This is a genomic window from Phytobacter sp. SCO41, from assembly GCF_003073275.1.
In the GTDB taxonomy this organism is placed as follows: Bacteria; Pseudomonadota; Gammaproteobacteria; order Enterobacterales; family Enterobacteriaceae; genus Phytobacter; species Phytobacter diazotrophicus.
Genome location: NZ_CP027225.1, coordinates 1,240,117 through 1,262,349 on the forward strand (window position 1 = coordinate 1,240,117; position 22,233 = coordinate 1,262,349).

The 22,233-nt window shown below is 50.1% G+C and carries 26 protein-coding genes and 1 pseudogene; 10 read left to right on the forward strand and 17 right to left on the reverse strand.

The features are described 5' to 3' along the window. Window positions 1-207: 207 nt before the first annotated feature. The 5 genes from nrdF to C5523_RS06095 form a co-directional block, all read right to left on the reverse strand. A complete protein-coding gene (gene nrdF / locus C5523_RS06075; RefSeq protein WP_108700758.1) occupies window positions 208-1,170 on the reverse strand; it encodes a class 1b ribonucleoside-diphosphate reductase subunit beta in 963 nt (320 codons plus the stop codon). A gap of 10 nt (window positions 1,171-1,180) precedes the next feature. Then, window positions 1,181-3,325 (reverse strand): class 1b ribonucleoside-diphosphate reductase subunit alpha, encoded by a 2,145-nt coding sequence (gene nrdE / locus C5523_RS06080; RefSeq protein WP_107224585.1) that lies wholly within the window; start codon window positions 3,323-3,325, stop codon window positions 1,181-1,183. Then, the gene (gene nrdI / locus C5523_RS06085) at window positions 3,298-3,708 is read right to left on the reverse strand and encodes a class Ib ribonucleoside-diphosphate reductase assembly flavoprotein NrdI (RefSeq protein ID WP_107224586.1); all 411 of its coding nucleotides are present in this window, start codon (window positions 3,706-3,708) and stop codon (window positions 3,298-3,300) included. The genes nrdE and nrdI overlap by 28 nt, the downstream gene beginning before the upstream one ends. After that, window positions 3,705-3,950, reverse strand: a complete 246-nt coding sequence (gene nrdH / locus C5523_RS06090; RefSeq protein WP_071194719.1) for a glutaredoxin-like protein NrdH — start codon at window positions 3,948-3,950, stop codon at window positions 3,705-3,707. Before nrdH ends, nrdI begins: the two co-directional genes overlap by 4 nt. A 252-nt stretch (window positions 3,951-4,202) precedes the next feature. Beyond that, window positions 4,203-4,529 carry a DUF883 family protein gene (locus C5523_RS06095; RefSeq protein ID WP_039077597.1) on the reverse strand — a complete coding sequence of 109 codons (327 nt, stop codon included), beginning with the start codon at window positions 4,527-4,529 and terminating at the stop codon, window positions 4,203-4,205. A 163-nt stretch (window positions 4,530-4,692) separates the two neighbouring features. Here C5523_RS06095 and C5523_RS06100 point away from each other — a divergent pair, with 163 nt between their 5' ends. Next, on the forward strand, window positions 4,693-5,037 hold the full coding sequence (locus C5523_RS06100; RefSeq protein WP_039077596.1) for a DUF2002 family protein: 345 nt from the start codon (window positions 4,693-4,695) through the stop codon (window positions 5,035-5,037). 32 nt (window positions 5,038-5,069) lie between these two features. Here the strand turns inward: C5523_RS06100 and alaE are convergent, their stop codons facing one another. After that, window positions 5,070-5,516, reverse strand: coding sequence for an L-alanine exporter AlaE (alaE, locus tag C5523_RS06105; protein WP_047369158.1), 447 nt, complete (start codon window positions 5,514-5,516; stop codon window positions 5,070-5,072). Window positions 5,517-5,991: 475 nt separating this feature from the next. Continuing rightward, the gene (locus C5523_RS06110; protein WP_039077594.1) at window positions 5,992-6,171 is read right to left on the reverse strand and encodes a hypothetical protein; all 180 of its coding nucleotides are present in this window, start codon (window positions 6,169-6,171) and stop codon (window positions 5,992-5,994) included. Between the two features lie 215 nt (window positions 6,172-6,386). Between C5523_RS06110 and C5523_RS06115 the strand changes: the two genes are divergently transcribed. Together C5523_RS06115 and C5523_RS06120 are read left to right on the forward strand one after the other, a co-directional pair. Next, window positions 6,387-6,545 (forward strand): YqaE/Pmp3 family membrane protein, encoded by a 159-nt coding sequence (locus C5523_RS06115; RefSeq protein ID WP_039077593.1) that lies wholly within the window; start codon window positions 6,387-6,389, stop codon window positions 6,543-6,545. A 146-nt stretch (window positions 6,546-6,691) separates the two neighbouring features. Further along, window positions 6,692-7,543 (forward strand): hypothetical protein, encoded by an 852-nt coding sequence (locus C5523_RS06120; RefSeq protein WP_108700759.1) that lies wholly within the window; start codon window positions 6,692-6,694, stop codon window positions 7,541-7,543. 32 nt (window positions 7,544-7,575) lie between these two features. Here the strand turns inward: C5523_RS06120 and C5523_RS06125 are convergent, their stop codons facing one another. Further along, window positions 7,576-8,181 (reverse strand): short chain dehydrogenase, encoded by a 606-nt coding sequence (locus C5523_RS06125; protein WP_108700760.1) that lies wholly within the window; start codon window positions 8,179-8,181, stop codon window positions 7,576-7,578. 99 nt (window positions 8,182-8,280) lie between these two features. On the opposite strand from C5523_RS06125, the gene C5523_RS06130 reads away from it, so the two are divergent. After that, window positions 8,281-9,180, forward strand: coding sequence for a LysR family transcriptional regulator (locus tag C5523_RS06130; protein ID WP_108700761.1), 900 nt, complete (start codon window positions 8,281-8,283; stop codon window positions 9,178-9,180). On the opposite strand, the gene C5523_RS06135 is transcribed toward C5523_RS06130, so the two are convergent. The 7 genes from C5523_RS06135 to C5523_RS06165 form a co-directional block, all read right to left on the reverse strand. Further along, a complete protein-coding gene (locus C5523_RS06135) occupies window positions 9,155-10,585 on the reverse strand; it encodes a DNA cytosine methyltransferase (RefSeq protein ID WP_039077589.1) in 1,431 nt (476 codons plus the stop codon). The genes C5523_RS06130 and C5523_RS06135 overlap by 26 nt on opposite strands. Before the next feature lie 144 nt (window positions 10,586-10,729). Beyond that, complete coding sequence (locus tag C5523_RS06140) at window positions 10,730-11,371, reverse strand: NrsF family protein (protein ID WP_108700762.1); 642 nt, start codon at window positions 11,369-11,371, stop codon at window positions 10,730-10,732. Further along, entirely contained in the window at window positions 11,358-11,930 is a 573-nt protein-coding gene (locus C5523_RS06145; RefSeq protein ID WP_079497827.1) for an RNA polymerase sigma factor, read from the reverse strand. The genes C5523_RS06140 and C5523_RS06145 overlap by 14 nt, the downstream gene beginning before the upstream one ends. Window positions 11,931-11,950: 20 nt before the next feature. Then, on the reverse strand, window positions 11,951-13,174 hold the full coding sequence (locus tag C5523_RS06150; protein ID WP_039077586.1) for a protein-disulfide reductase DsbD: 1,224 nt from the start codon (window positions 13,172-13,174) through the stop codon (window positions 11,951-11,953). Between the two features lie 42 nt (window positions 13,175-13,216). Continuing rightward, a complete protein-coding gene (locus tag C5523_RS06155; RefSeq protein ID WP_039077585.1) occupies window positions 13,217-13,780 on the reverse strand; it encodes a peroxiredoxin in 564 nt (187 codons plus the stop codon). A 635-nt stretch (window positions 13,781-14,415) separates the two neighbouring features. Continuing rightward, a complete protein-coding gene (locus C5523_RS06160) occupies window positions 14,416-14,820 on the reverse strand; it encodes an H-NS family nucleoid-associated regulatory protein (RefSeq protein WP_039077584.1) in 405 nt (134 codons plus the stop codon). A gap of 528 nt (window positions 14,821-15,348) precedes the next feature. Next, on the reverse strand, window positions 15,349-15,735 hold the full coding sequence (locus tag C5523_RS06165; protein WP_108702291.1) for a hypothetical protein: 387 nt from the start codon (window positions 15,733-15,735) through the stop codon (window positions 15,349-15,351). A 133-nt stretch (window positions 15,736-15,868) separates the two neighbouring features. Between C5523_RS06165 and C5523_RS06170 the strand changes: the two genes are divergently transcribed. Together C5523_RS06170 and C5523_RS06175 are read left to right on the forward strand one after the other, a co-directional pair. Continuing rightward, window positions 15,869-16,450: a glycoside hydrolase family 19 protein gene (locus tag C5523_RS06170; RefSeq protein WP_108700763.1), complete on the forward strand. Its 582-nt coding sequence runs from the start codon at window positions 15,869-15,871 to the stop codon at window positions 16,448-16,450. Then, window positions 16,447-16,782: a hypothetical protein gene (locus C5523_RS06175; protein ID WP_108700764.1), complete on the forward strand. Its 336-nt coding sequence runs from the start codon at window positions 16,447-16,449 to the stop codon at window positions 16,780-16,782. The genes C5523_RS06170 and C5523_RS06175 overlap by 4 nt, the downstream gene beginning before the upstream one ends. Window positions 16,783-16,994: 212 nt before the next feature. Here the strand turns inward: C5523_RS06175 and C5523_RS27230 are convergent, their stop codons facing one another. Then, the gene (locus C5523_RS27230) at window positions 16,995-17,252 is read right to left on the reverse strand and encodes a hypothetical protein (protein ID WP_155525389.1); all 258 of its coding nucleotides are present in this window, start codon (window positions 17,250-17,252) and stop codon (window positions 16,995-16,997) included. On the opposite strand from C5523_RS27230, the pseudogene C5523_RS06180 reads away from it, so the two are divergent. From C5523_RS06180 to C5523_RS06195, 4 genes and pseudogenes are all read left to right on the forward strand, one after another. Beyond that, window positions 17,236-17,975 (forward strand): annotated as a pseudogene (locus C5523_RS06180) (capsid protein). The gene C5523_RS27230 and the pseudogene C5523_RS06180 sit on opposite strands and share 17 nt — an antisense overlap. A gap of 3 nt (window positions 17,976-17,978) precedes the next feature. Further along, window positions 17,979-18,179 (forward strand): ogr/Delta-like zinc finger family protein, encoded by a 201-nt coding sequence (locus tag C5523_RS06185; protein WP_108700765.1) that lies wholly within the window; start codon window positions 17,979-17,981, stop codon window positions 18,177-18,179. A gap of 45 nt (window positions 18,180-18,224) precedes the next feature. Further along, window positions 18,225-18,800 (forward strand): phage polarity suppression protein, encoded by a 576-nt coding sequence (locus C5523_RS06190; RefSeq protein WP_108700766.1) that lies wholly within the window; start codon window positions 18,225-18,227, stop codon window positions 18,798-18,800. A gap of 633 nt (window positions 18,801-19,433) precedes the next feature. Beyond that, on the forward strand, window positions 19,434-20,852 hold the full coding sequence (locus tag C5523_RS06195; RefSeq protein WP_108700767.1) for a hypothetical protein: 1,419 nt from the start codon (window positions 19,434-19,436) through the stop codon (window positions 20,850-20,852). An 11-nt stretch (window positions 20,853-20,863) separates the two neighbouring features. Here the strand turns inward: C5523_RS06195 and C5523_RS06200 are convergent, their stop codons facing one another. Continuing rightward, a complete protein-coding gene (locus C5523_RS06200) occupies window positions 20,864-22,063 on the reverse strand; it encodes an integrase domain-containing protein (protein ID WP_108700768.1) in 1,200 nt (399 codons plus the stop codon). Window positions 22,064-22,233: the final 170 nt, after the last annotated feature.

The following is a 22,233-nucleotide window of genomic DNA, read 5'->3' on the forward strand; positions in this document are numbered from 1 at the left end:
TTGTGGGTGAATATGGCGAAAGAATGACGGAAGAAATATTACGGAATGTTTGTAGTGAGTGAGCGGGAATAATATTGAACAATGTGCGGGTATTTCCCCTCACCCTAACCCTCTCCCCAAAGAGGAGAGGGGACCGATCGTGCTCGCATTTTTGTGGGGATTCCTCAGCCCCAGGGGAGAGGGCCGGGGTGAGGGGAGACGGGCGGCTCAGAAATCCCAGTCTTCATCCTCGGTTTCCACCGCTTTGCCCATCACATAAGACGAACCGGAACCCGAGAAGAAGTCATGATTTTCATCCGCCCCCGGTGAAAGGGCGGCGAGAATTGTCGGGTTTACTTCTGCCATTTCCGCCGGGAACAGGGGCTCATAGCCCAGGTTCATTAGCGCTTTATTGGCGTTGTAACAGAGGAAGGCTTTCACATCCTCGGCCCAACCCGACTCCGCATATAAGTCCTCGGTATAGGTCACTTCGTTATCGTAGAGATCCATCATCAGCTCCAGCGCGAAATTTTTTAGTTCTTCACGCTTTTCACTGCTGACTTTTTCCAGCCCTTTTTGATACTTATAGCCAATGTAATAGCCATGAACCGCCTCATCGCGAATGATCAAACGAATCAGGTCCGCCGTATTGGTCAACTTGCCACGACTGGACCAGTACATCGGAAGCCAGAAGCCGGAATAGAACAAAAACGACTCCAGGAAGACGCTGGCAATTTTCTTCTTCAGCGGATCATCGGCACGGTAATACTCCAGAATGAGCTGTGCCTTACGCTGCAACGCGCTGTTCTCTTCACTCCAGGCGTAGGCCGCATCCACATCTTTCGTCTGGCACAGTGTGGAGAAAATCGAGCTGTAAGAGCGGGCATGCACCGCTTCCATAAAGCTGACGTTCGACAGCACCGCCTCTTCATGGGGCGTCAGCGCATCAGCCATTAACGTCGGCGCACCCACGGTATTCTGAATGGTATCGAGCAGCGTCAGCCCGGTAAAAACGCGGATCGTCAGTTGCTGTTCCGCATGGCTCAGCGTCTGCCAGGCGGGGATATCGTTCGACAGCGGTACCTTTTCAGGTAGCCAGAAGTTACTGGTCAGGCGGTTCCAGACCTCAAGATCTTTATCATCCTGAATCTTGTTCCAGTTGACGGCGCTCACGCGTGATAGTGGTTTCATCCTTTTCTCCTTACAGCGCGCAGGACACGCAGCCCTCGATTTCAGTACCTTCCAGCGCCAGTTGGCGCAGGCGGATGTAGTACAGCGTCTTGATACCTTTCTTCCACGCATAAATCTGCGCTCTATTAATGTCGCGCGTGGTGGCGGTGTCCGGGAAGAACAGCGTCAATGACAACCCCTGATCCACATGACGCGTGGCCTCAGCGTAGGTGTCGATGATCTTCTCCGGCCCGATTTCATAGGCATCCTGATAAAACGCCAGGTTTTCGTTGGTCATAAACGGGGCAGGGTAGTAAACGCGCCCGGTTTTGCCTTCCTTGCGAATCTCAATTTTCGACACGATAGGGTGAATACTCGACGTGGCGTGATTGATGTAAGAAATAGACCCGGTAGGCGGAACCGCCTGCAGGTTCTGGTTGTAAATGCCGTAGCGCATCACGTTCTCACGCAACTGCTCCCACATATTGCGGTCAGGGAGGGTGATGCCGCTTCGGGCAAAGAGCGCACGGACTTTCTCTGTTTTTGGCTGCCAGTCCTTTTCCAGGTACTGATTGAAAAATTCCCCGCTGGCATAGCGCGACTGTTCGAAGCCTGCAAAACGCTGGTTGCGTTCGCGGGCCATCATCATCGAGGTATTCAGCGCGTGCCAGGTGATGGTGTAAAAATAGAAGTTGGTGAAATCCAGCCCCTCTTCACTGCCGTAGGCAATGCCTTCTCGCGCCAGATAGCCGTGCAGGTTCATCTGCCCAAGGCCAATAGCGTGTGATGCCGCATTCCCCGCTTCTACCGAGGGAACCGAGCGGATGTGGCTCATGTTTGAGACCGCGCTCAGGCCACGCACCGCCGTTTCCACCGTGCGGCCAAAGTCAGGCGAATCCATGGTATGGGCGATATTGAGCGAGCCGAGGTTGCACGAGATATCGTGGCCAATATCCACGTAGTCCAGGTTTTCATCCAGCGTGGACGGGCTATTCACCTGCAAAATCTCGGAGCACAGGTTGCTCATATTGATACGCCCGGCAATGGGATTAGCGCGGTTCACCGTATCTTCAAACATGATGTACGGATAGCCTGATTCGAACTGGATCTCCGCCAGCGTCTGGAAGAAATCGCGGGCGTTGATGTATTTCTTACGTACGCGGTCATCGGCAACCAGTTGTTCATACATCTCGCTTACTGCGATATCACCGAAGGGTTTGCCGTACAGGCGCTCCACGTCATAGGGAGAAAACAGCGCCATGTCAGCATTGTCTTTTGCCAGACGGAAAGTGATATCCGGGATCACCACACCCAGTGAGAGCGTTTTAATACGAATTTTTTCGTCGGCGTTTTCCCTTTTGGTATCGAGAAAACGCAAAATATCCGGGTGGTGCGCGTTGAGATAAACGGCACCTGCTCCCTGGCGCGCGCCTAACTGGTTTGCATAAGAGAAGGCATCTTCCAGCATCTTCATCACCGGAATCACACCCGACGACTGGTTCTCAATGCGCTTAATCGGCGCACCGGCCTCGCGCAGATTTGAGAGTAAAAAGGCCACGCCACCGCCGCGTTTAGACAACTGCAACGCTGAGTTCACCGCGCGGCCAATGGATTCCATATTATCTTCAATACGTAACAGGAAGCAGGAGACCAGCTCGCCGCGCTGCTTTTTGCCGCAGTTGAGGAAGGTCGGTGTTGCAGGCTGGAAGCGACCGGCCAGGATCTCATCGGTCAACTGCCGCGCCAGGGTTTTATCTCCCTGGGCGAGGGTAAGCGCGACCATGCACACGCGGTCTTCGAAATGTTCAAGATAACGTTTGCCGTCGAAGGTTTTCAGCGTATAGCTGGTGTAGTACTTCCATGCGCCAAGAAACGTCTGGAAACGGAAACCGCTGGCATGGGCGTGAGCAAAAAGGTCGATCACGAAAGCGCGATCATAACGCGCCAGCACGCTTTCATCGTAATACTCTTCCTGCACCAGATAGTTAAGGCGCTCATCCTGGCTGGCGAATGTCATGCTATTGGGCAGGACATGGTTGTTGTAGAACGCGTCTACCGCCTGGTGGTCTTTGTCGAACTGGATGCGGCCTGCTTTATCGTACAGATTCAGCATGGCGTTCAGCGCATGGTAATCCGGTGCGGCTTGCATTACGCGCTCTGCGGTTGTCGTTGCCAAAATTCGCTCACTCCTTTACGCACGTTTTCAATATCCTGCTGGGTTCCCATCAGCTCAAAACGGTAGAGATACGGCACGCCGCATTTCTGCGAGATCACATCTCCCGCTCGCCCGTAGGCTTCGCCAAAATTGCGATTACCGGAGGCGATCACGCCGCGAATCAGCGCACGGTTATGCTGATCGTTTAAAAAGCGGATGACCTGACGCGGCACGGCACCTGCCGTACCGCCGCCGCCATAACTGGGAACAACAAGAATGTAGGGTTCGTCTACCCGGATGCGCTCACGCTCATTGAGTGGAATACGCACCGCCGACATCCCCAGTCGCTCAATAAACCGCTGCGTGTTTTCCGAGCTGCTGGAGAAGTAGACGAGGATGCTCATGCGCTGGCCACACGCGGTGCGGTGTGCAGGCGGTTGATCATATCCGGACGGAAACCAGACCATTGGGTTTCACCTGCAACCACGACCGGTAACTGACGAAAACCCATTGCGCGCAGTTCATCTGCGGCGTCCGGTACCAGGTCGACATTCACCATTTCGAATTCAAGGCCACGGCTTTCCATTGCCCGTTTTGTGGCGTGGCACTGTACACAGTCATTTCGAGTGTAAATAGTAATGCGCATGATTCGTGTTTCCATTTAAAATAAGAGAACGGCGCGAAGGTTCGCGTCAGTCGTGTGCTCGTTGCTAACAGGAATACTAGATGTAGTTGATAAAAGTTTCAACCACACAACATATAGGAAATTAAGATAAGTTTTTCCTGGTTGATGAGCGCAACGAGGAGGGGGCTTTATATGCGTAAAACAGGCCAGCAGGCAATAAAAAACCCCGCGCGTGCATCACGTACGGGGTTGAGGAGGGGAGAGTAAGCGGGTTTAACGGCGGTTACAAATCAGCGCGCCCAGGAAAATCCCGACGGCGGCAACTGCCCCCAGGGCATAGACCGGATTCTCTTTCACATAGGTACCTGCACAGCTTACCGCGTCACGCGCTGCCTGATGTGCTGGTGTCCGACCATGCAGACGCGCCCGGGTCTCTCTTAACAGGGCCTGCGCTTTACGACGTGCGGTATCCGCTTCGTCTTTTGCATCGCTACCCAGAGACTTGAGTACATCTTCCAGGCTATCGGCCAGTTTATGAACATCATTCTGGATATCCTGAACGCCTTCATCTACATCACTGCGATTAGGTCTGTTAAACATCGGATCCTCCTTTGTTTTCGATGTGAATTTTAGTTTAGACCATAATTTTCTGCCGCTAATCACCGAAACGGCATTTGCCCTCGTTTATGGACTTTTCTGAAAGCGTTGCTAATGCTGAGTAATGTAAGGTTGCGGTGCAGTAAAAAGATGACGAGGAAAAAATATGTATTTACGACCCGATGAGGTGGCACGCGTTCTTGAGAAAGTGGGATTTAAAATGGATGTCGCTACACCGAAGACCTACGGTTATCGCCGTGGGGATAATTACGTGTATGTTAATCGGGAGGCGCGCATGGGCCGTACGGCGCTGATCATTCACCCCACGCTAAAAGAACGAAGTCTGTCCCTTGCGGAACCCGCCTCGGAAATCAAGACGTGCGATCACTATCAAAACTTCCCGTTATATTTAGGCGGGGACGCGCAGGAACATTACGGTATTCCACACGGTTTCAGTTCCCGGCTGGCGCTTGAGCGTTTTTTATCGGGCCTGTTCGGTGAGTTTCAATAAGCAGTGACAGGCGCAGGCCTGTCACTCTATCCTCAGGCTTTCGCCTGCTGAAAGCTCACGCCAAACAGACGGCGACAATAATCCAGGAAGTAGCCGTACAGCGCACCCATCAGCATCGACAGTACCGCATTTGAACTCACCGCGGCGACAATTTGATGCCAGTCGGCGCCGACAGTCAGCAAAATAGCGACATATACCGGTGACTGGAAGGTGACATACGCCACAACATCGGCCAGTGTTCGCATTCCGCTTTTCGGGCTAATACGGCGGGCATAACGCATGATCGCATCGCGATACAGACCATAAGGCCAGGCAATAATAATGTTGACCGGAATAGCAACCAGACGTGATGAAAGTGACTGCTCGAAGGTCATTCCAGAGAGGAATATTTCAATGAGCATGTTCACTACCGAACAATAGACAACCATTGCAAAGGTGTCTGCCACGGCATGACGCAGGCGGGACTGCGAAGAGAACATGGTACTGCTCCTTGAAAAGAGAAAATAAGCTGATACCGGACGGTAACTAGCGGTTTGCTGTGGTACATTTGATGGTGCTAGATTATATGTCTGGATATAAACTAACAACTAGCTAATAATTTTTATTTATTTTCTTTTTCTGGATAAATTGCTCTGCCTTTGCCTGTTTTTTGCGCATTTCGTTATTTTTGTTGGGAAGGGAAATAAAAGCATTTGATATCATTAACTTATGGATGAATTGTGATGTTATTCACAAAATAGCTTATCGTGGCAATGCGTACTTTTAGCGAACAATCCTTCCCTGATGTTCATAATTCAATCAGCAGCATTTTTTATGCTAAACAAACGATTTTGCCAGCGTTAAATGCTGTTTCTTTGTTTGGGTAAATATGCGGATTGTTTGCATAAAGAAAGGTGATGAAGGGTGGGGAAATTCAGATAAGTTGCGGTGAGAAATGCTCACCGCAAAAAAGAATTAGCAGACGCCGAAATCGCCGTCTTCTTTATAAAGAGATACATCCGCAGATTTAAGGGTAATTTTCTCTGCCGCGTCATTATGCACCGGTACGGCAACGATTTGGTCCTCATGCACTTCAATGACTTTCAACTTCGGTCCGCCAATACGCGGCTGCACTACATCACCAACAGTAATCATATTGTCCTCCTTATTTCCTGGTCATTAAACCTTAGCGCGAACTGCCCACAAGGTACAGTTGGGCCGGATGATGACTGCTATTGATGAAATGTCGTTTTGCGTAAAAGAGGGTAAAAGCGCAAGGCTCGGCTGGCGGTGTTCCGTAAAGTGGCTAAGCTTTTACATTAAATTCCTTTTTTAACAATCACCTGCATTTTTATCGCAATGGAGAAGTTATGGGTTTCTGGCGTATTATTTTTACGATTATTCTTCCCCCGCTGGGCGTACTCATTGGTAAAGGCTTTGGCTGGGCTTTCATTCTCAACGTGATTCTGACGTTGCTTGGCTATTTCCCAGGCCTGATTCACGCTTTTTGGGTTCAGTCACGTGACTAAGAGGCGAAGGGCGAGAGCTTTCGCCCTCATGTTTTTATAACTGATTGTTAACCTGATATTTTCTCCGATTTTTTGTGCAAGTCCGTAAAGTTCTTCGCCATTGAGACGATAAAAAATACGTTTGGCATCAATTCTAAGGAGAAGATATGAGCATTAAGGATGTAAGTTCGGCTGCCTCGTTGAGGGACATGCCTGCCACTACCCGTTTGGAAACGGTGCATGCCGTGACGGGGAAAAACGTTGATCCCGTTGATTCCGTTGAGGTCAGTCTGTCGCCGGAAGCGATGGCGCAAGCAAGGGATAACTTAACGCCGCCGACTCAGGAGGAGATAGACGCGAGCGCTCGCGAAGCGCTCAACCTGCGTAACCAGGCGATAGCGCGAATGCCAACGGGACCAAGCCTTGCCAGTGATTTCTATTCCGATCCCGCCACCGCTAATGACGCGGTCAGTTTTCAGGCCTTTTTCCAGAACGCCACGGTTAACGCCGATGAGATGGCTGACGCACTGCATAAAGCCCTGACATCCCCAACCCAAAACGGGGATTACACCACCAATGCGATGGATCTGGCCTTAACACAAGCCAAGCTGAACCTGGTGGTACAGAAATATGTGACGACGGATTACCAGACTGAGGCCAGCGCATTTGTCGCCCAGTTTATTAGTGATAAATCTTCACAGGCCGATCAGATGACCAAAGTGGTCCTGACTCAGGCGAGCAGACTGGCGGAAAGCCTGGGGGATCGCGACCAGGCACAGCATCATCAGGATGCCCTCGCACAACTGGCCGAAGGAACGCACTCTTCCCAGACAGTCCGCAATGCAATGCTGAGCCTCACCGCCAGCACCACAGACAGTGAGGCCTGGTTCTCTTCAATCAACAACTGGGTTGCGAAAAACCGCTCGATACCTTACATCCGTGAAATTGAGCAAGGCCATATCAGCGCACTACAGGAGCAGTGGCAGAGTTTTGTCACGGGCCTGAAAACGGATGTCTAATCCGCTGCCCCTCATTGACGGATGAGGGGCGATTAATATCCCACGGTATAGACGCGCCCTGTCTGCACGCCTTCAATACTGCGGCGATAAGCCAGCGCCACCCGCGCGGCTGGCACGCTCTCAAACCCCGGAAAGAAGGGGCCGTAGGCTTCTTGCGATTCGCTCAGCATAGTCGGGCTAACGACATTTATGCGCTGCCCGTGTTTCAGTTCGCACGCCGCTGCCTTCACAAAACCTTCCAGCGCGGCGTTGACCGTCGTGGCATTGACCCCTTGCGCGATGGGCTCCTGGCCAACAATCCCGCTGGTTAGCGTAATCGAGCCACCCTCGTTCAGGTAATGTTGCCCTGTCAACGCCAGACGTACCTGGCCGAGCAACTTATCCTGCAGGCCAATCGAAAAATCCCGGCTGGTCATTTTCTCCAGCGGCCCAAAGAAAAGGTTGCCGGTGGTGGCGACGATAGCATCGACTCTCCCCACATTTTCAAACAGTGCTGCCACGCTCTCATCGGACGTGATATCAACATGGAAATCACCGCTGGTGCGCCCCGCGCGGATAATGTCATGTTGACCCTGGCTCAGCTCCTGCTCAACCGCCCGACCTACGGTACCACTTGCGCCAATCAGTAGAATTTTCATCGTTATGCTCCTCTGTTGCAGTAGTGGCTATTCTTCTGCTAATTATTTATAAGATAAATGAGCTAAACGTTAATTGATTACTAACTGTGGGTTAGCAATATGGATAAGCTGCGCAGTATGGAAGTGTTCGTTACCGTTGCGGATTGCGGCAGTTTCACCCTGGCGGCAAGTCAATTGAATCTGTCGGCGGTGATGGTGGGGAAATACATCGGTGCGCTGGAGGAGCAGCTTGGCGCAAGGCTGGTGGAGCGCAATACCCGGCGACAAAGTCTGACGGATGCCGGGCGTGTCTATTATGAAGAGGCACGCCGGGTGCTCGAGCAGGTACATATGGCGGATACCTCCATTGAACGACTGCGCGATACTCCCGCCGGTACGTTGCGGGTAAGTGCCTCCACGACGTTTGGCGCCTGCGTGGTGGCTCCGCTGACTGCCGCCTTTCTTAATACGCATCCGCAGGTACGCGTCGAACTGGATCTGAGCAACCGACGGGTTGATCTGGTTGATGAAGGATTCGATCTGGCGATCCGCATTGGTGGGTTACACAACGATGACGTGGTTGCAAAGCCACTGTGCCTTTATCGCATGGTGATTTGTGCTTCACCCGATTACCTGGCGCGGCACGGTGAGCCACGTACGCCGGATGATTTACAGCATCATCGCTGCCTGTCGCATATGGTCTGGAACGCGAATAACGAATGGAAACTACCGGGAACGGAAGGCGACATGTCCTGGCGGCGAGACCCGGTATTTCGTTGTAATGACGGGCAGGCATTGCGCCTTGCCGCTGTTGCGGGAGCGGGGTTATTACTCCAGCCGGAGATCTTACTGACCGATGAACTGGCAAGCGGCAAACTGGTACGCGTGTTAACGGACTTTGCGCCACAGCCGCGCCAGGTGTGGCTGCTTTATCGCCAGCAGCGCCGTCCGTTACCTAAGCTCACTCGCTATGTTGCCCATTTGCTCGACCATATCAACGCGTGGGTTGCCCCTTCCTGAGAGTGACGGCACGCAATATAGAGGGCTCCAGCAGCCGGGCGACCGCAGCAAACACCGGCACCACCACGGAGTTACCAAACTGACGATAGGCCTGCGTGTCCGACACCGGAATGCGAAACGGTTTTTCGCCAGGTTTCTCAAAACCCATCAGGCGCGCGCATTCGCGTGGCGTTAGCCTGCGCGGACGACGCTGCTGGTTGGCGGCGTCGCTAAAGTTGCTTTCACCCAGCGCTTTATCCCAGCCGCGATCGACCAGAATTTCTGAGCCATCTTTGTGATAGCGGGCAGATAAGGTTCGTGCCACGCTGGCTGCATTCGTGGGATCAACCAGTCCAAATCCAAAACCGTTGCCTTTCGCCGCGTGCTTCTTCGCATAATGGAAAAGGTAATCCCACAGTTTGGGCGACAGCACATACTTCGCATCAACAGTGGGCTCAAGGAGCTCACCGAAGGTCGGTCTGCTGCGCGGATAGAAGCGGTCGATATTACGCAGGGTAAAATCTTGCTTTAGTTGTAAATCGCGGCGAAAACCCACCAGAACAATACGTTCGCGGTGCTGGGGCAGAAAGTGTTTGCCATCCACAATCTTCGGGTCGTCTTTACCGGTCGCTTCGGCGTCGGCCACGTCGTACCCCAGTTCATCAAGGGTATTCATGATCACGGTAAAGGTTTTCCCCTGATCGTGGCTTTTCAGGTTTTTGACATTTTCCAGCACAAAGATGGCCGGGCGTTTGGCTTTAATAATCCGCGCGACATCGAAAAAGAGCGTGCCTTGTGCTTCGCATTCAAAACCATGGGCGCGACCGAGGGCATTCTTTTTACTCACCCCGGCTAAACTGAACGGCTGGCACGGAAATCCTGCCAACAGGACGTCATGATCGGGGATCTGTTCGTCGATATGCGCATAGGCCTGCGCGTCGGTGACGTCCGGTTTACCGCTCAGCGTAACTTCGCGAATATCCTGATTAAAACGATGGCTGCTTTCGTCGTTGTACCAGTTAGCTTTATAAGTCCGCACCGCATTTTTGTTCCATTCACTGGTAAAGACACACTGTCCGCCAATGGCTTCAAAACCATTGCGGATACCGCCAATACCGGCGAACAAGTCGATAAAGCGGAATTGATAATGCGGATGGTGCGCAGGCGGCGAAGGAAGCATTTTGCGCAGTAAGGCTTCCTCGGCGGCGGTAAGTGGCGCAGGGGTGCCTTTGCCATTGACCCGCCGGTTTAATCTTTCACGACTCCATTCGTTTTGACCCAGTTTGCGTAACTGTTCCGCCACATACTTTTGTCCGTAGATTTCCAGTACCCGGCCCAGCAATGCGTTGTCGTCTTCTCGTTGCCGTTTGTCTTCTGCTTCGGCCTGGCGCTGAAGCTCCTGCGCGATTGAATCAAATTCCGACATGACGTCTCCTTGGGTTAATGCGTGAAAATATATCACTCATTTGACCCAGAGGAGAGTTTTACCTGCTGTTATCAGTGAATGTCGGGACGGTACGCAAAACCGCGTGCGCTCTGCGTGTTATCCAGCAAAGGGAACGGTATACGTCTAATGGTGGGGCAGCGACACCCATTTATAGCCCAACAGCATAGTACTCAGGATGATCGTTGCCGTGGCGCTGAGATGCATCAGAAAATCCAGCGCACTCACTTGGGTTGGGTGGCAAAGGGCCAGTAATGTCAGCGCCATGCAGGCGACGCCAGCCCCGGCGGCTGCCAGGCTGCGGGCGGGAAATAACGTGCGGGTACGGCGCAGATAACCAATCACGATCGCCATCATTGGCACGCTCACTACAACCATAAAGAGATAACAATTTGTTCCCACCTCGCTGCCTTGTACCGGGAGGTGGTGATGCAATTGCATATTGGCAAAGGAAATTGCGAGCCAGAGGCTAACCAGCGGCGTAAACCATTTCCAGCTCAGGGATTGCTGCCCGGCAATGCTCAGCAAAAAGGCGTTACGGATAGCCAGCGCGCCGGTAATAAAGGTCAGAAATAACTGCAAGATAACCCACGCGGCGCCTGTCTGAGACCAGTCGGTAAAAGTCCGGTGCACCAGTAAACTGGCCAGCGCCCCACAGGGCAATGCCATCACGATCCACGCTACAACCCGCCATCCGGGCTGCCACGGACGTTTTACGGGCTCGATAGTGCGACTTAACTGCTCAATAAAAAGATCATGATCGGCCATGATGCGCTCCTAACCGACGAAGGTTACTTAATGCGCGATGCAGCAGAGACTTAACGGCCGCCACCGTCAGGTTATTGTGCGTCGCGGTTTCTGAAAGGGTCATTTCGTGCAGGTGAACATGTTCAATTACCTGCCGCTGGCGCGCCGGAAGCTGGTTTAACAGCATGGCGAGTTCTTCCCTGGACTGGTGTTGTTCAACGCTGGCGGCCAGATAACGGTCTTCGCTTGCGTACTCAGACGCCTCGCTGTCGTCTTGCTCGCGCTGGCGATGACGGCCACGACGGCGCAGCGCATCAACCGAACGGGCATGGGCAATCGCCATCAGCCACGGCAAAAAAGGCGAAGCGGGATCGTAGGTGTGACGTACCCTGTGCACGGTCAGCAGCACATCCTGAATGACATCTTCAACCAGCATGTCATCGTCAACCTGCTTACGTACCAGCGAGCGAATAACCGGTACCAGCGCCTTTAGCAACTGCGTGTAGGCCGCCTGATCGCCGGCCTGGGTAAGTGCCATCAATTGTGGCCATTGCTCACGTGTTGCCTCATATTTTTCCATATCCCGCCTTATTTACGGCTTCATGTCTTTTTACCGCTGGCCTGTGTCAGGGCGTTGACCACTATCGACGGGGTGAGCACCTGCGGCAAAATTTTCGGTTCGCTGCCATCTGCCGGATAGACCACATACAGCGGCAGGCTGCCCTGACCCAGGGCGTTCATCGTGTCATCGATATCGGCATTAAATTTGGTTGAGTCGGCCACCATATAAAGTGTGCCCGTGCGCGCCAGCGCCTCTTTCACGGCCTGCGTAGACAGCGATGTCTTCTCGTTTACCTGACAAGTGATACACCAGGATGCGGTGAAATTGACGAAAATCGCTTTGCCGTGGCCACGATTATCCGCCACATTTTGCGGCGACCATTTTACCTCTTCGACATGTGCCGTCGTCTCAAGCGGGGCGCCATTTTTGATTACCGACGGCAGCGGAACAATGACTGCCAGAATCAGCGCAGCGGTGACTGCAAACAATGCGAGATGCCGCTTACCGGCAAAGCGCCGTTGCTGCGCCATACCATAGAGCCAGGCGGCGAAACTCAGCACTACAGCAGCCGCCAGAATCGCGGCGAGCGCGGTGGTTCCTGCCTGCTGAGCCAGCACCCATACCAGCCAGCCGAAGGCACCGAACATCGGAAACGCCAGGCCACGTTTTAGCGTATTCATCCAGGCACCGGGGCGCGGTAGCCATTTTCCCAACGCCGGGAAGAGGGAGATGAGAGTGAATGGCGCGGCGAAACCGAGTGCGAGTGCAAAGAAGATAACCAGCGCCACGGCAGGTGGTTGCACCAGCGCATAGCCAATAGCACCTGCCATAAACGGGGCGGCACAGGGGGTTGCCACAATGATCGACAGCGCCCCGGTTAGCGCCGCCCGGACAAACGCACCGCGCTCAACGGAAATTTCCCCGGCGCGCTGCATCGACAGACCCACTTCAAACACGCCAAGTAAATTCAGCGCAGCGCCCAGAATAACCAGTGCGAGGAAGGCAATCACCAGCGGCGACTGGAGCTGAAACCCCCAACCGACAGCGGTACCGCCCGCCCGCAGGGCTAACAAAACCGCGGCCAGTATCAGCATGGTAACAACCGTGCCGAGTAAGAAGCCAAGCCCTTCTTTGCGCGTCTGCACCGTACTGTGCGAATGGCGAACCAGCCCCAGCGCCTTAAGCGAGATTATCGGGAAAACGCAGGGCATAAAATTAAGGATAATGCCGCCTGCGAAGGCGGCCAGCATTGCGGTTAACATAGTGAGTCTCTGATGGCTAATGGGGTGGTTGACGTCCGCCTTTTACGAGTGCGAATTTGCGTACTGTTTCACCGCATCCATCGTTTTCTGGATATGCGTTTCCGGGTTTCTGTCAGTGTAGCTCAGCAGGATCTTACCGTCCGGCGCGATAACAAATGAGGTTCGGTCGGAAAGGGTTTTGCCATTCATCTGCATCAGCGTCTGGTACTCCGAGGCGACTTTTGCGCCTGGGTCAGCCGTGACGGTGAACTTATCGCGGCACTCCAGTTTAGAGAACTCATCCACCTGGTCCACATTACCTGCGGTCACGCCAATGACGGTCGCGCCCAGTTTTTTGAAGTCATCCGTGGCTTCGGCAAAGGCGTGGGCTTCGATGGTGCAGCCTTTACTGAATGCCGCCGGGAAGAAATAGAGCACGACCGGGCCTTTTTGTAGGGCCTGTTTCAGTGAGAACGTCAAAGGCTTGCCCGCAAGGGCGCCCTGCAATTGAAAATCGGGGGCCTGCGCACCGGTTGGCAATGCGGCCTGGGCATTGAACATCGGCATTGAGACGCTAAGCAGTACGGCAGAGGTAAGGCTCAAAAAGAGTTTTTTCATCGGTGTCATGTTGCGCTCCACGGGGTTAGGAAATTTAACGCTCATAGACAGTTCGCTGGATGTCGCGGGAAAGTTTCGCCTGGGGTAAAAAAATTTCCTCGCTGAAAAAGCGGTTTAACAGCAGGGCTATTTCACGATGCGATATGGGTAGCGAGGAACACTTTTGCGGCTGGTTGCCATTTTATCCTGCCTGGTTATTTGACAGTCGGGTGTCAGCATCGGCTTGATGCCGGGCCGTTGCGTTTCAAAAGTATATTCCACCGGGTATTAATTTTAATGGTCCGGCCTTTCGGGAACCGCCCCGGGATGTTATTGGCCCGGCTTGACCTGGTAACCTGAACATCTGTTTTTTCGGCTCTGCTGCTTATATTAGACGCTGGTTTTTTTATTGTAATAGAGAGTAAAGGATTACAGTTCGGCTAAACGGACTTGCCGTGACGGGGATATGAATATCAGGAGAGTGCGATAAAGCGTAGTAGTACAACGGAGAATATGGCGGTGTTTTTTAACTGACCGTCATGCGCTTAAGATTATTCTGTAGCTGATGGTCAATCATCTTATGTTATCGGCAGGGTGGGCGGGTTTCACTATATAAAGAGTTTCATAGCATTGCGGGGGAGCGTGCCTCCCCCCATAGCTGGATATTAGATTGCGAAATCTTCCAGTTTTTTCCCTTTCTCAAGCGCGGAGGTAATCGCTTTAGGCGTGCGGCCCTGGCCTGTCCAGGTTTTTTCGCTGCCGTCTTCGTCGATATATTTGTATTTCGCCGGGCGAGGCTCACGGGTCGATTTGGTTTTTGTCGCCTGTCCTTTTAAGGAGGAGATGAGCTCTGCCGGGTCAATGCCTTCCTCAAGAAGTTTCACACGAAACGCTTCGAGTTTTGCCTGTTTATCCTCGAGTTCCTTACGCTGAGAGGCTTCTTCTTCGCGGCGTTCTTCAACGATGACCGTGAACTTTTCGAGAATATCTTCAAGATATTCCAGGCTAACTTCACGCGTTTGAGCACGCAGTGTGCGAATGTTGTTTAAGGCTTTCAGTGCTTCTGACATTTGCAGATCCTTTTACTTGAATTTGGTGGTGTTTCGAATTGCTTCTTTACGAATGGTTCCTGGAAACCAAACGAGCGTATCACTTTTGTTTCTCGGGTGGACACAATATATATACCGCCGATGCAAAATAATTTATAGCAAATTATGAATGGAAATGTCTGTCTTTTAGTGTCATTACTCTTTTTTTTCTAAGTAGAGTATTTCGCTGCGCAGTTAAAAGCATAACCACTTCCCTCATCCTTACCAATTTCATGGGTAGTCATCGCTGAAAACCCCTTTCGCAACGGGTCTTTTTTCTTCTCAATACCCTTACTCCCGGTAATTGACCGTCACGCTTTGCTTATATCCGAAATAGAATGAGAAAGATTTGTGCGCTTTGTCGCGAATTCAAAATCATGCCGCACCGTTTGTCCAGGTCAGCCCGTTGCGTCGGGAAGGTGTGTTGTACTTGATAAGCGGCAAGCTAAGCGTGTGAAATAGCGCTTTAAGAAATACCAACTGCAGGTTGTCTTCTCTTCACGCTTTTTGCTAAGTGCATTTATCCAGCTCGACAAGAAGTCTGTTTAGCTCATATTGAATGTGCTTCCGACGCTGTTTTAATAGCAAGCGGGCCGGAACAACGCGATCAATAATGGTCGACTTCCTGGCCATGAACTTCATTGCGAGTCGGGTGACGTCTTCTTCTGTCCAGCCATCCATCACCGGCGTTGGGTTGTAAAGAAGATTTGCCTGGAGGGCAGGGGCAACTTCCTCATCCAGAATCAGGAAGATTTTTTCCCGGCTAAGCCCGGATTCCTTTAACATCTGAGCCATCCATTGATAGTCACAGTCCTGCAGTTCCCGACCGGTGAAAATTCCTGATAAGGCGTGCCAAACATTGATGCTGTTTGCTTGACCGATACCAGTCAGTTGAATGTTAGCGCCCCTGACGCTGAAAAATAATGTGATAAGAATTTTCCTGGATTGTAAACGAAAGCAAAAAATGCCTGCCAAATGCTCAATCACGGCAGTTAAAATGATTATGGGATATAAGAAAAGGAAAAGGCAAATGGTTGATATTACAGCAGATATGCTTTGGAATATAGCCAGGCATTACCGGCATATAGAAAGCCTGCTAAATTCACAGCATTACAATGTCCATGCCATAGCACCACATTTGAACCAATGGTTTACCGTTTATGGAATAAATACAGAACTAAGAGCTGCTCATTTTATAGCGCAAGCTTGTGTCGAAACTGCAAACTTTTCTAGATTAACTGAGGTACCAAGAGATGGTGGCAGAGAATATGATGCAGGAACACGGATAGGACGTAATTTAGGTAATACAGAAGTGGGTGATGGTCCAAAATTTATAGGTCGTGGGTTATTACATCTGACAGGCAGAGAAAACTATACGAATTTCGGAAGCCAGTTTGAGAAAGATTACGTAACCGATCCCACTATAGTTGCAAGGAACCCCTATGTTGCCGTTAAGGCAGCTTGTTATTATTGGGATCTTAGGCATGTTAATGCAGCAGCAGACAGGGATGACGTAAATAAAGTAACCCTTCTCGTGAACGGTGGCTACAATGGTCTCGAAGAAAGGAAAGGGGCGTTGATAAGAGCAAAGAGGGAGTTTGGAATAATATGAAAGTATCAACTGGTATTCTAACAGTGTTATTTTTTTCTATGACTTTTTCGTCTTTGGCTGCTGTGAAAACTTCTGAGTTAACTTGTAAAGCTCAGGCAATAACAGAAGCAAATAAACTTCTGGCTTTTTATCGGGACAGCGATGATAGGGCTGAGGTTGATAAAGACGTAACTGCATTAGCGAAGATGCAAAATCCGGAAAATAAATCTCAATATTTTGATGTATTGCAGGCCTGGGGTTATATCTACAAAGGTAAGTATCGGATGAGATTCATCTTCCTCAATGACTGTACTCTCATGGGGGAAGAAATTTTAGAGTATGCTAATCCTTAGTATCTCTCTGATTTTTCTATATAAATAGGGGCGGCATTTTTGCCGCTCCCCACGATGAATTGAGTATTCAATGATTATCATCCGTCATTTCCGGTTTTTTAGGATGCTGTGCTAACAAATGTTTGTACCGTTTAGGGATTATGCTCGATAAATTGATTTCATTAAGAAAAAGCTGTTCTAATGAAAATCTCGCAACATCAAGAACAATATTTTTATTCATGTTTTGTTGCGTCGTTTTTTATACCTTCCATTAAAATGCTTTGCTCATGATAATAATCCATAATAAGAGTAATGTCTTCCTTGCCGAGTTTAATTAATTCGTTGAAATAGGCTTTGTATACTTCATTGGTTTGGTTAGATGCTATTTTTAAGCGGGCACCTCCGAGAACGTTTAGATTAATGGCGAATGGTTCACTTGTTATATGCTCTGCGTTTTTGTCATAACCTATTATGATGAAGCCCGCAGACATGATTGCCGCCGCCATGAAAGCGACAGCAGAGAAGCAGAGGAAGGAGAATGAACAGCGCGTGGCCGTTGCCCTGGAGGCGTTCACACAGGCCCGTGACGCCCACACGGCCAGCATGAAAAAACTGTATGACACCGAAGCGGCCATTTGCCGCAGTGAACAGGAACGGCAGGCCGCGCTGGATGAAAGCGCGGAAGCAGAGCAGAGCTGGCGTAGCCGGTTCCGCAGCCTGCGCGGTAACCTCACCCCGGAAATGAAAGCCGAACACTCACAGCGCGTTGCGAACCGCGAACTGGCGGAAGAGTTCACCGCTCTGATTGCCGAACTGGAAGACGATAAAGACAGTGCGATGCTCGGCGCATGCAGGTCAGCACGTCAGTACACAGAACGGCATTCACCACGTATGCCGACGGTGAATGGGCCTGTGCCCTGACCGACATTGACCCGGCACTGATACGCGCTTTTGTGCTGCGCATCCGTTCGCTGGAGTTAAGCGGCAGTGAATCAGCATATGCCACTGCGGCCCGTGAACTTGCGGACAGCCTGGGGACAATGAAGGCTGTTCACGAGTTTGATATGGCACAGGAGCCGGTATTGTCCGTCACCGGTCTGAACCGCCCGGCACTGACGGGGTTGGATATGAAGCTCTATAACAGCCCGGCCAGACGTACGCAACTCGCTCAGGCACTGGCCGCAAAAAAAGCCGCTAACGGGACGGGGGTATAAATCATGTTTCACTGCCCGTTCTGCAAACACGCCGCCCATTCGCGCACAAGCAGCTACCTGTCGGAAAACATCAAGCGCCGCTATCACCAGTGCCGGAATATTGAATGCTCGGCCACGTTCCGTACCACCGAATCGGTTGACGGGGTGATACGTGCCGGGGTGCTTGTGCCGTCCCCGGAGCCGGACAGTCCACCGGCACCGTAAATACACCCTCTCATACACTGTTAAAGACCACGGGAGAGAACACCGTTGACCATACTCACACCACAGCAGGCCTTTGACATCTGTCAGGCCGATAAAACCGCCTGGCTTAACCTGAAAACGGAACGGGAAAAGGCAGAGCAGGCACTGAACTACCACCTTTCCGGGGACAGTGAAAACTGCCCGGTCAGGGTGGCGGCACTGCGCGGGCGCATTGAGGTAAAGAAATGGCAGATTAACCGGGCGGCTGGTCGCTATATCCGCTCGCATGAAACCTTACAGCACGTCAGCATGCAGAACGGCCTTGAGGGATTTATGCAGGAACACGGGGCCACACTGGCCGCCGTACTGGCCCCGGAATTAAAAGCGCTCAACGGCCAGCCGGACTTTATTAAACGTCGCGCCCTCGACCGCGCAACCACGTATATTCGTGATGCGCTGGCCGCGTGGCTGAATACCGGTCAGGAAATAAATTACTGTGCGCAGGATAATGACATTTTAATTGCCGCCGGACACAGGCCTGATGCGGCTTCGCGGGCAGATAATCAGGAAAAATATACGCCTGCACAGAACCAGATTTATGCGCGCCGGTGTGCAGACATGGCCGCGCAGCACTCCGCCTGAAAATCACCGAAAATCCCGCTATTTTTCCTGAAATTACGCCATGCATCCACAGGTTGCATGGTTTTGCATTTGTTTATTCATCTTTTTAACCCCTTCCCGCACCAGTCCCGGCGCGGCCTGAGTCGGTTCATGCGCCTGCATTAAAACTGCCCCGTTAAGCGGGCAGGCGAGGCGGGGAAAGCACTGCGCGCCAGCGGTAAAGTATTTATTTAATTCTGTTTAATTTCGCGGCCTGAGCTCGTCGCTGTGCTGTGCGTGTTCTCGGGAGTATTAATGGGTGAGGCGGCGATGTTCTAGGGCGTGACGGGCTTCTGAGGGTGTCTGTTGGGAGGTAAGAAAAAATTACCCAGAGGCGTTGAAAATCAGCTACTTTGGCGTTCATCGCTTGCTATTTTTCTGAGGTATTATTCGATCCTGTGGCAGCCTGAGCCTCGCAAAGTAACTGCATAAAAATTCACGCACGAGGCGTGCAGGCGATGCGGGTAAAGCCCTGTGCACGACGGGAAATGTTTTTCAACTTCAAAAAATAGGGATAATTATTGTTGCGCAATTCATAAGATCTTGTGATCACCTCACCTTTGCTATAGAAATAAGAATGTTCTTATTTCTATGATTATTGTAAGGGAGTGTTACATGAGATTTTCAGAGGCTTTTGGAGTTGAAGGTAGACAAGTAGCGTTAGATTTTTTGGATATTCCTCTACATACTGACTTAAGGTTTTTTTTAGATCCAACGTCTATAAAGGTTTTAAAATCCCAATGGGGTCAGGATTTAGTTTACGCGTTACAAGACTATTTTACAGAAATAATGGCGTCTATAAAAAATAATAATTTTAAAAAAGCTGTTTATTTATTGTCATCACTAAGAGAATCTAATGCCTTTCATTTAGGATATTCAACAAAAGAATCATCTGGGACTGCTCTTGGTGAAAAAACTGCTGAGGACATTTTGGATTCTCTAAAGGGTAGTAAAGCTGCAAAATCAGGAATATTAACTGATCTAGAAGATACTGCTCTGACTATTCCGGGTATTGGTTCTGACCGAATATCGGATTCCGTTTGTAATATTCTTAAAGGTTTTTTTATAGAATATACAAAGGATATTTGTATATTTTACGGTATTGAGACTAAAGAGGTTTCAGAAGTCAAAACGTGGGATAAGGTTAGTAGTAAATGGCATAAAAAGCGTTTTCATCTCCCTGTTTTTGAAGGCGAGGAGATTATTCTTATTCCTAAGATACTTGCACGTGAAGAGATAACTTATTCACATCGAGATTTATATCGCAGGCATATTATTCCAGAAATGAAAAAGGAATTGATAAGCTCTGGTTCAGCATTAGTGAAAGTGCTTAAAGGAGAGCGGATTGTTACCACGACAAGTATTATTGATGAGTATGGTCAGACTAAGGAATTTATCGAATCTCAGCTAGTAAAATATCCTAACACCTTGAAAGAATATAAAAAAGATCTGGAGATCAATCCTCCGAATCCTCTAGCGCATAGTGATTTTGATAAGGATGAAGATCCGGTAATTCTCCCCATAAAAGATTTACTTGAAAATATTGATTTAGCAATTAGAAATAACGACTTTAGTAATTACGCTAAAGCATACAAGAAAATATTGGTTTCAATCTTCTATCCTAGCTTGTTTTACCCTAAATTGATAAGTGAGGATGATCAGTGCTGTCTCTTTTCATTAACTAATGAGGCTAAGAAAGGTTTCTTTTTTGATTTTTCAGTTTACAACATTATTTCAGAGTTGATAGTTGTAAATGTCATTGACCCTCAGCAGAAATTGAACAAGGAACACATTGCTATTACCCTTAGAAAAATCGAAGAATGTAATTCGAAGATAGGTTTGATATTCTGCGAAAATCCTGTGGAGGAAAAGTATCTTGATAGAGTGAAAGAAATATCAAAAGAACTAGGTTTTTATATTTTCTTGATTAACCGAGATGCCTTAATGGAAATGATTAAAGAGTTTTCAAACATAGGTGAACAAACTTTTGACGTATTAAGGAGTATGTTTAAAACATACCCCGGTAAAGTATGATCTATTTTATTTTACAATGAATTGGTAGGGCAAACTTTACAGCCCCACCAATTCATTAACTCATGGCGTTGTTCTAAATAGGTAGAACGATTATATGCACGTCTTACTTCATTTTTATCTGAATGTGCTAATGCTGCTTCAATTACATCTGGGTTAAAACCATTTTCATTAAGAGCTGTACTCGCTATAGAACGTAGACCATGGGCAACAAGCTTACCTCCATAGCCAATGCGTTTTAAGGCAGCGTTTGCCGTTTGGCTGTTCATTGATTTTTTTGGGTCATTCCTGCTTGGAAAAACATACTCGCGATGAGCACTGATTGGTTTCATCACTTCTAGAATCTCTAACGCCTGTGCAGATAGAGGCACTATATGTTCACGCTTAGCTTTCATTCGTTCCGCTGGAATTGTCCAGAGTTTGGCATTGAGATCGATCTCTGCCCATCTAGCACCTGACGCCTCGGAAGGGCGCACAAGCGTCAGGAGTTGCCATTCAATTAGACACCGAGTCGGAACAGATAGATTTGACATGATGAGAGAACGCATCAGATTAGGCAATTCTTCTGGCCGAAGTGTCGGCATGGTTTGTTTTTTGGGTTTCTCAAATGCCATACCAATACCTGACGCTGGGTTGGCATCAATCAAGCCGGTGTTAACCGCATAAATCATTATCTCATTAATGCGTTGCACCAGTCGACGTACAGTCTCAAGCGCCCCACGAGCTTTGATTGGCTCAAGAGCTTCAACCAGTGTCCGGGCTTTGATTTGCTGAACAGGGATCTCACCGATGGCAGGGAATACATCTTTCTCCAGTGAACGCCAAATGTCTTTTGCGTAATCAGGGGTAACGCTTTTGCTTTTGAGCTGGAACCAGTTAGCGGCGACCGTTGAAAAAATACTGTCCAGAGCGATTTGCTGCTGTTCCTCTGCAACTTCGGCCTGAATTTGTGGGTCAATTCCGTTGGCTAACAAGGCAAGGTAATCCGCTCTTAACCCTCGGGCATCAGCAAGTGAAAGGGCGGGGAAAGCACCAAGCCCCATCATTGTCCGCTGTTTTGTCGCCGGACGTTGATAACGGAAACGCCAGAGCTTTTTCCCGCTGGTTTTCACTATCAGGAAAAGCCCATCACCATCGTGCAGCGTTAGATCCTTCTCTACCGCTTTCGCGCGCAGAACTTCGGTGTTGGTTAGGGGGCGAGTTGTCCGTGCCACTGTGGCCGCTCCTTCATGAATTGGTATACGCTTTTAGGTATACATCCTACCGTATACCAAAACGTATACCAATAAACACTGGATTTAGCCGGATGTTCTCGGACAACGACAGACACAAAAAAGCCCGCAGAGCTTGTGCTGTGCGGGCTTTCAGTACTTCACCGGACATA

Bases quoted from the DNA above. Each gene is read 5' to 3' on its own strand.
- nrdF (WP_108700758.1), bottom strand. From the start codon at position 1,170: ATGAAACCACTATCACGCGTGAGCGCCGTCAACTGGAACAAGATTCAG.
- nrdI (WP_107224586.1), bottom strand. From the start codon at position 3,708: ATGAGCATCCTCGTCTACTTCTCCAGCAGCTCGGAAAACACGCAGCGG.
- nrdH (WP_071194719.1), bottom strand. From the start codon at position 3,950: ATGCGCATTACTATTTACACTCGAAATGACTGTGTACAGTGCCACGCC.
- C5523_RS06095 (WP_039077597.1), bottom strand. From the start codon at position 4,529: ATGTTTAACAGACCTAATCGCAGTGATGTAGATGAAGGCGTTCAGGAT.
- C5523_RS06100 (WP_039077596.1), top strand. From the start codon at position 4,693: ATGTATTTACGACCCGATGAGGTGGCACGCGTTCTTGAGAAAGTGGGA.
- alaE (WP_047369158.1), bottom strand. From the start codon at position 5,516: ATGTTCTCTTCGCAGTCCCGCCTGCGTCATGCCGTGGCAGACACCTTT.
- C5523_RS06110 (WP_039077594.1), bottom strand. From the start codon at position 6,171: ATGATTACTGTTGGTGATGTAGTGCAGCCGCGTATTGGCGGACCGAAG.
- C5523_RS06115 (WP_039077593.1), top strand. From the start codon at position 6,387: ATGGGTTTCTGGCGTATTATTTTTACGATTATTCTTCCCCCGCTGGGC.
- C5523_RS06120 (WP_108700759.1), top strand. From the start codon at position 6,692: ATGAGCATTAAGGATGTAAGTTCGGCTGCCTCGTTGAGGGACATGCCT.
- C5523_RS06125 (WP_108700760.1), bottom strand. From the start codon at position 8,181: ATGAAAATTCTACTGATTGGCGCAAGTGGTACCGTAGGTCGGGCGGTT.
- C5523_RS06130 (WP_108700761.1), top strand. From the start codon at position 8,281: ATGGATAAGCTGCGCAGTATGGAAGTGTTCGTTACCGTTGCGGATTGC.
- C5523_RS06135 (WP_039077589.1), bottom strand. From the start codon at position 10,585: ATGTCGGAATTTGATTCAATCGCGCAGGAGCTTCAGCGCCAGGCCGAA.
- C5523_RS06140 (WP_108700762.1), bottom strand. From the start codon at position 11,371: ATGGCCGATCATGATCTTTTTATTGAGCAGTTAAGTCGCACTATCGAG.
- C5523_RS06145 (WP_079497827.1), bottom strand. From the start codon at position 11,930: ATGGAAAAATATGAGGCAACACGTGAGCAATGGCCACAATTGATGGCA.
- C5523_RS06150 (WP_039077586.1), bottom strand. From the start codon at position 13,174: ATGTTAACCGCAATGCTGGCCGCCTTCGCAGGCGGCATTATCCTTAAT.
- C5523_RS06155 (WP_039077585.1), bottom strand. From the start codon at position 13,780: ATGACACCGATGAAAAAACTCTTTTTGAGCCTTACCTCTGCCGTACTG.
- C5523_RS06160 (WP_039077584.1), bottom strand. From the start codon at position 14,820: ATGTCAGAAGCACTGAAAGCCTTAAACAACATTCGCACACTGCGTGCT.
- C5523_RS06170 (WP_108700763.1), top strand. From the start codon at position 15,869: ATGGTTGATATTACAGCAGATATGCTTTGGAATATAGCCAGGCATTAC.
- C5523_RS06175 (WP_108700764.1), top strand. From the start codon at position 16,447: ATGAAAGTATCAACTGGTATTCTAACAGTGTTATTTTTTTCTATGACT.
- C5523_RS27230 (WP_155525389.1), bottom strand. From the start codon at position 17,252: ATGTCTGCGGGCTTCATCATAATAGGTTATGACAAAAACGCAGAGCAT.
- C5523_RS06185 (WP_108700765.1), top strand. From the start codon at position 17,979: ATGTTTCACTGCCCGTTCTGCAAACACGCCGCCCATTCGCGCACAAGC.
- C5523_RS06195 (WP_108700767.1), top strand. From the start codon at position 19,434: ATGAGATTTTCAGAGGCTTTTGGAGTTGAAGGTAGACAAGTAGCGTTA.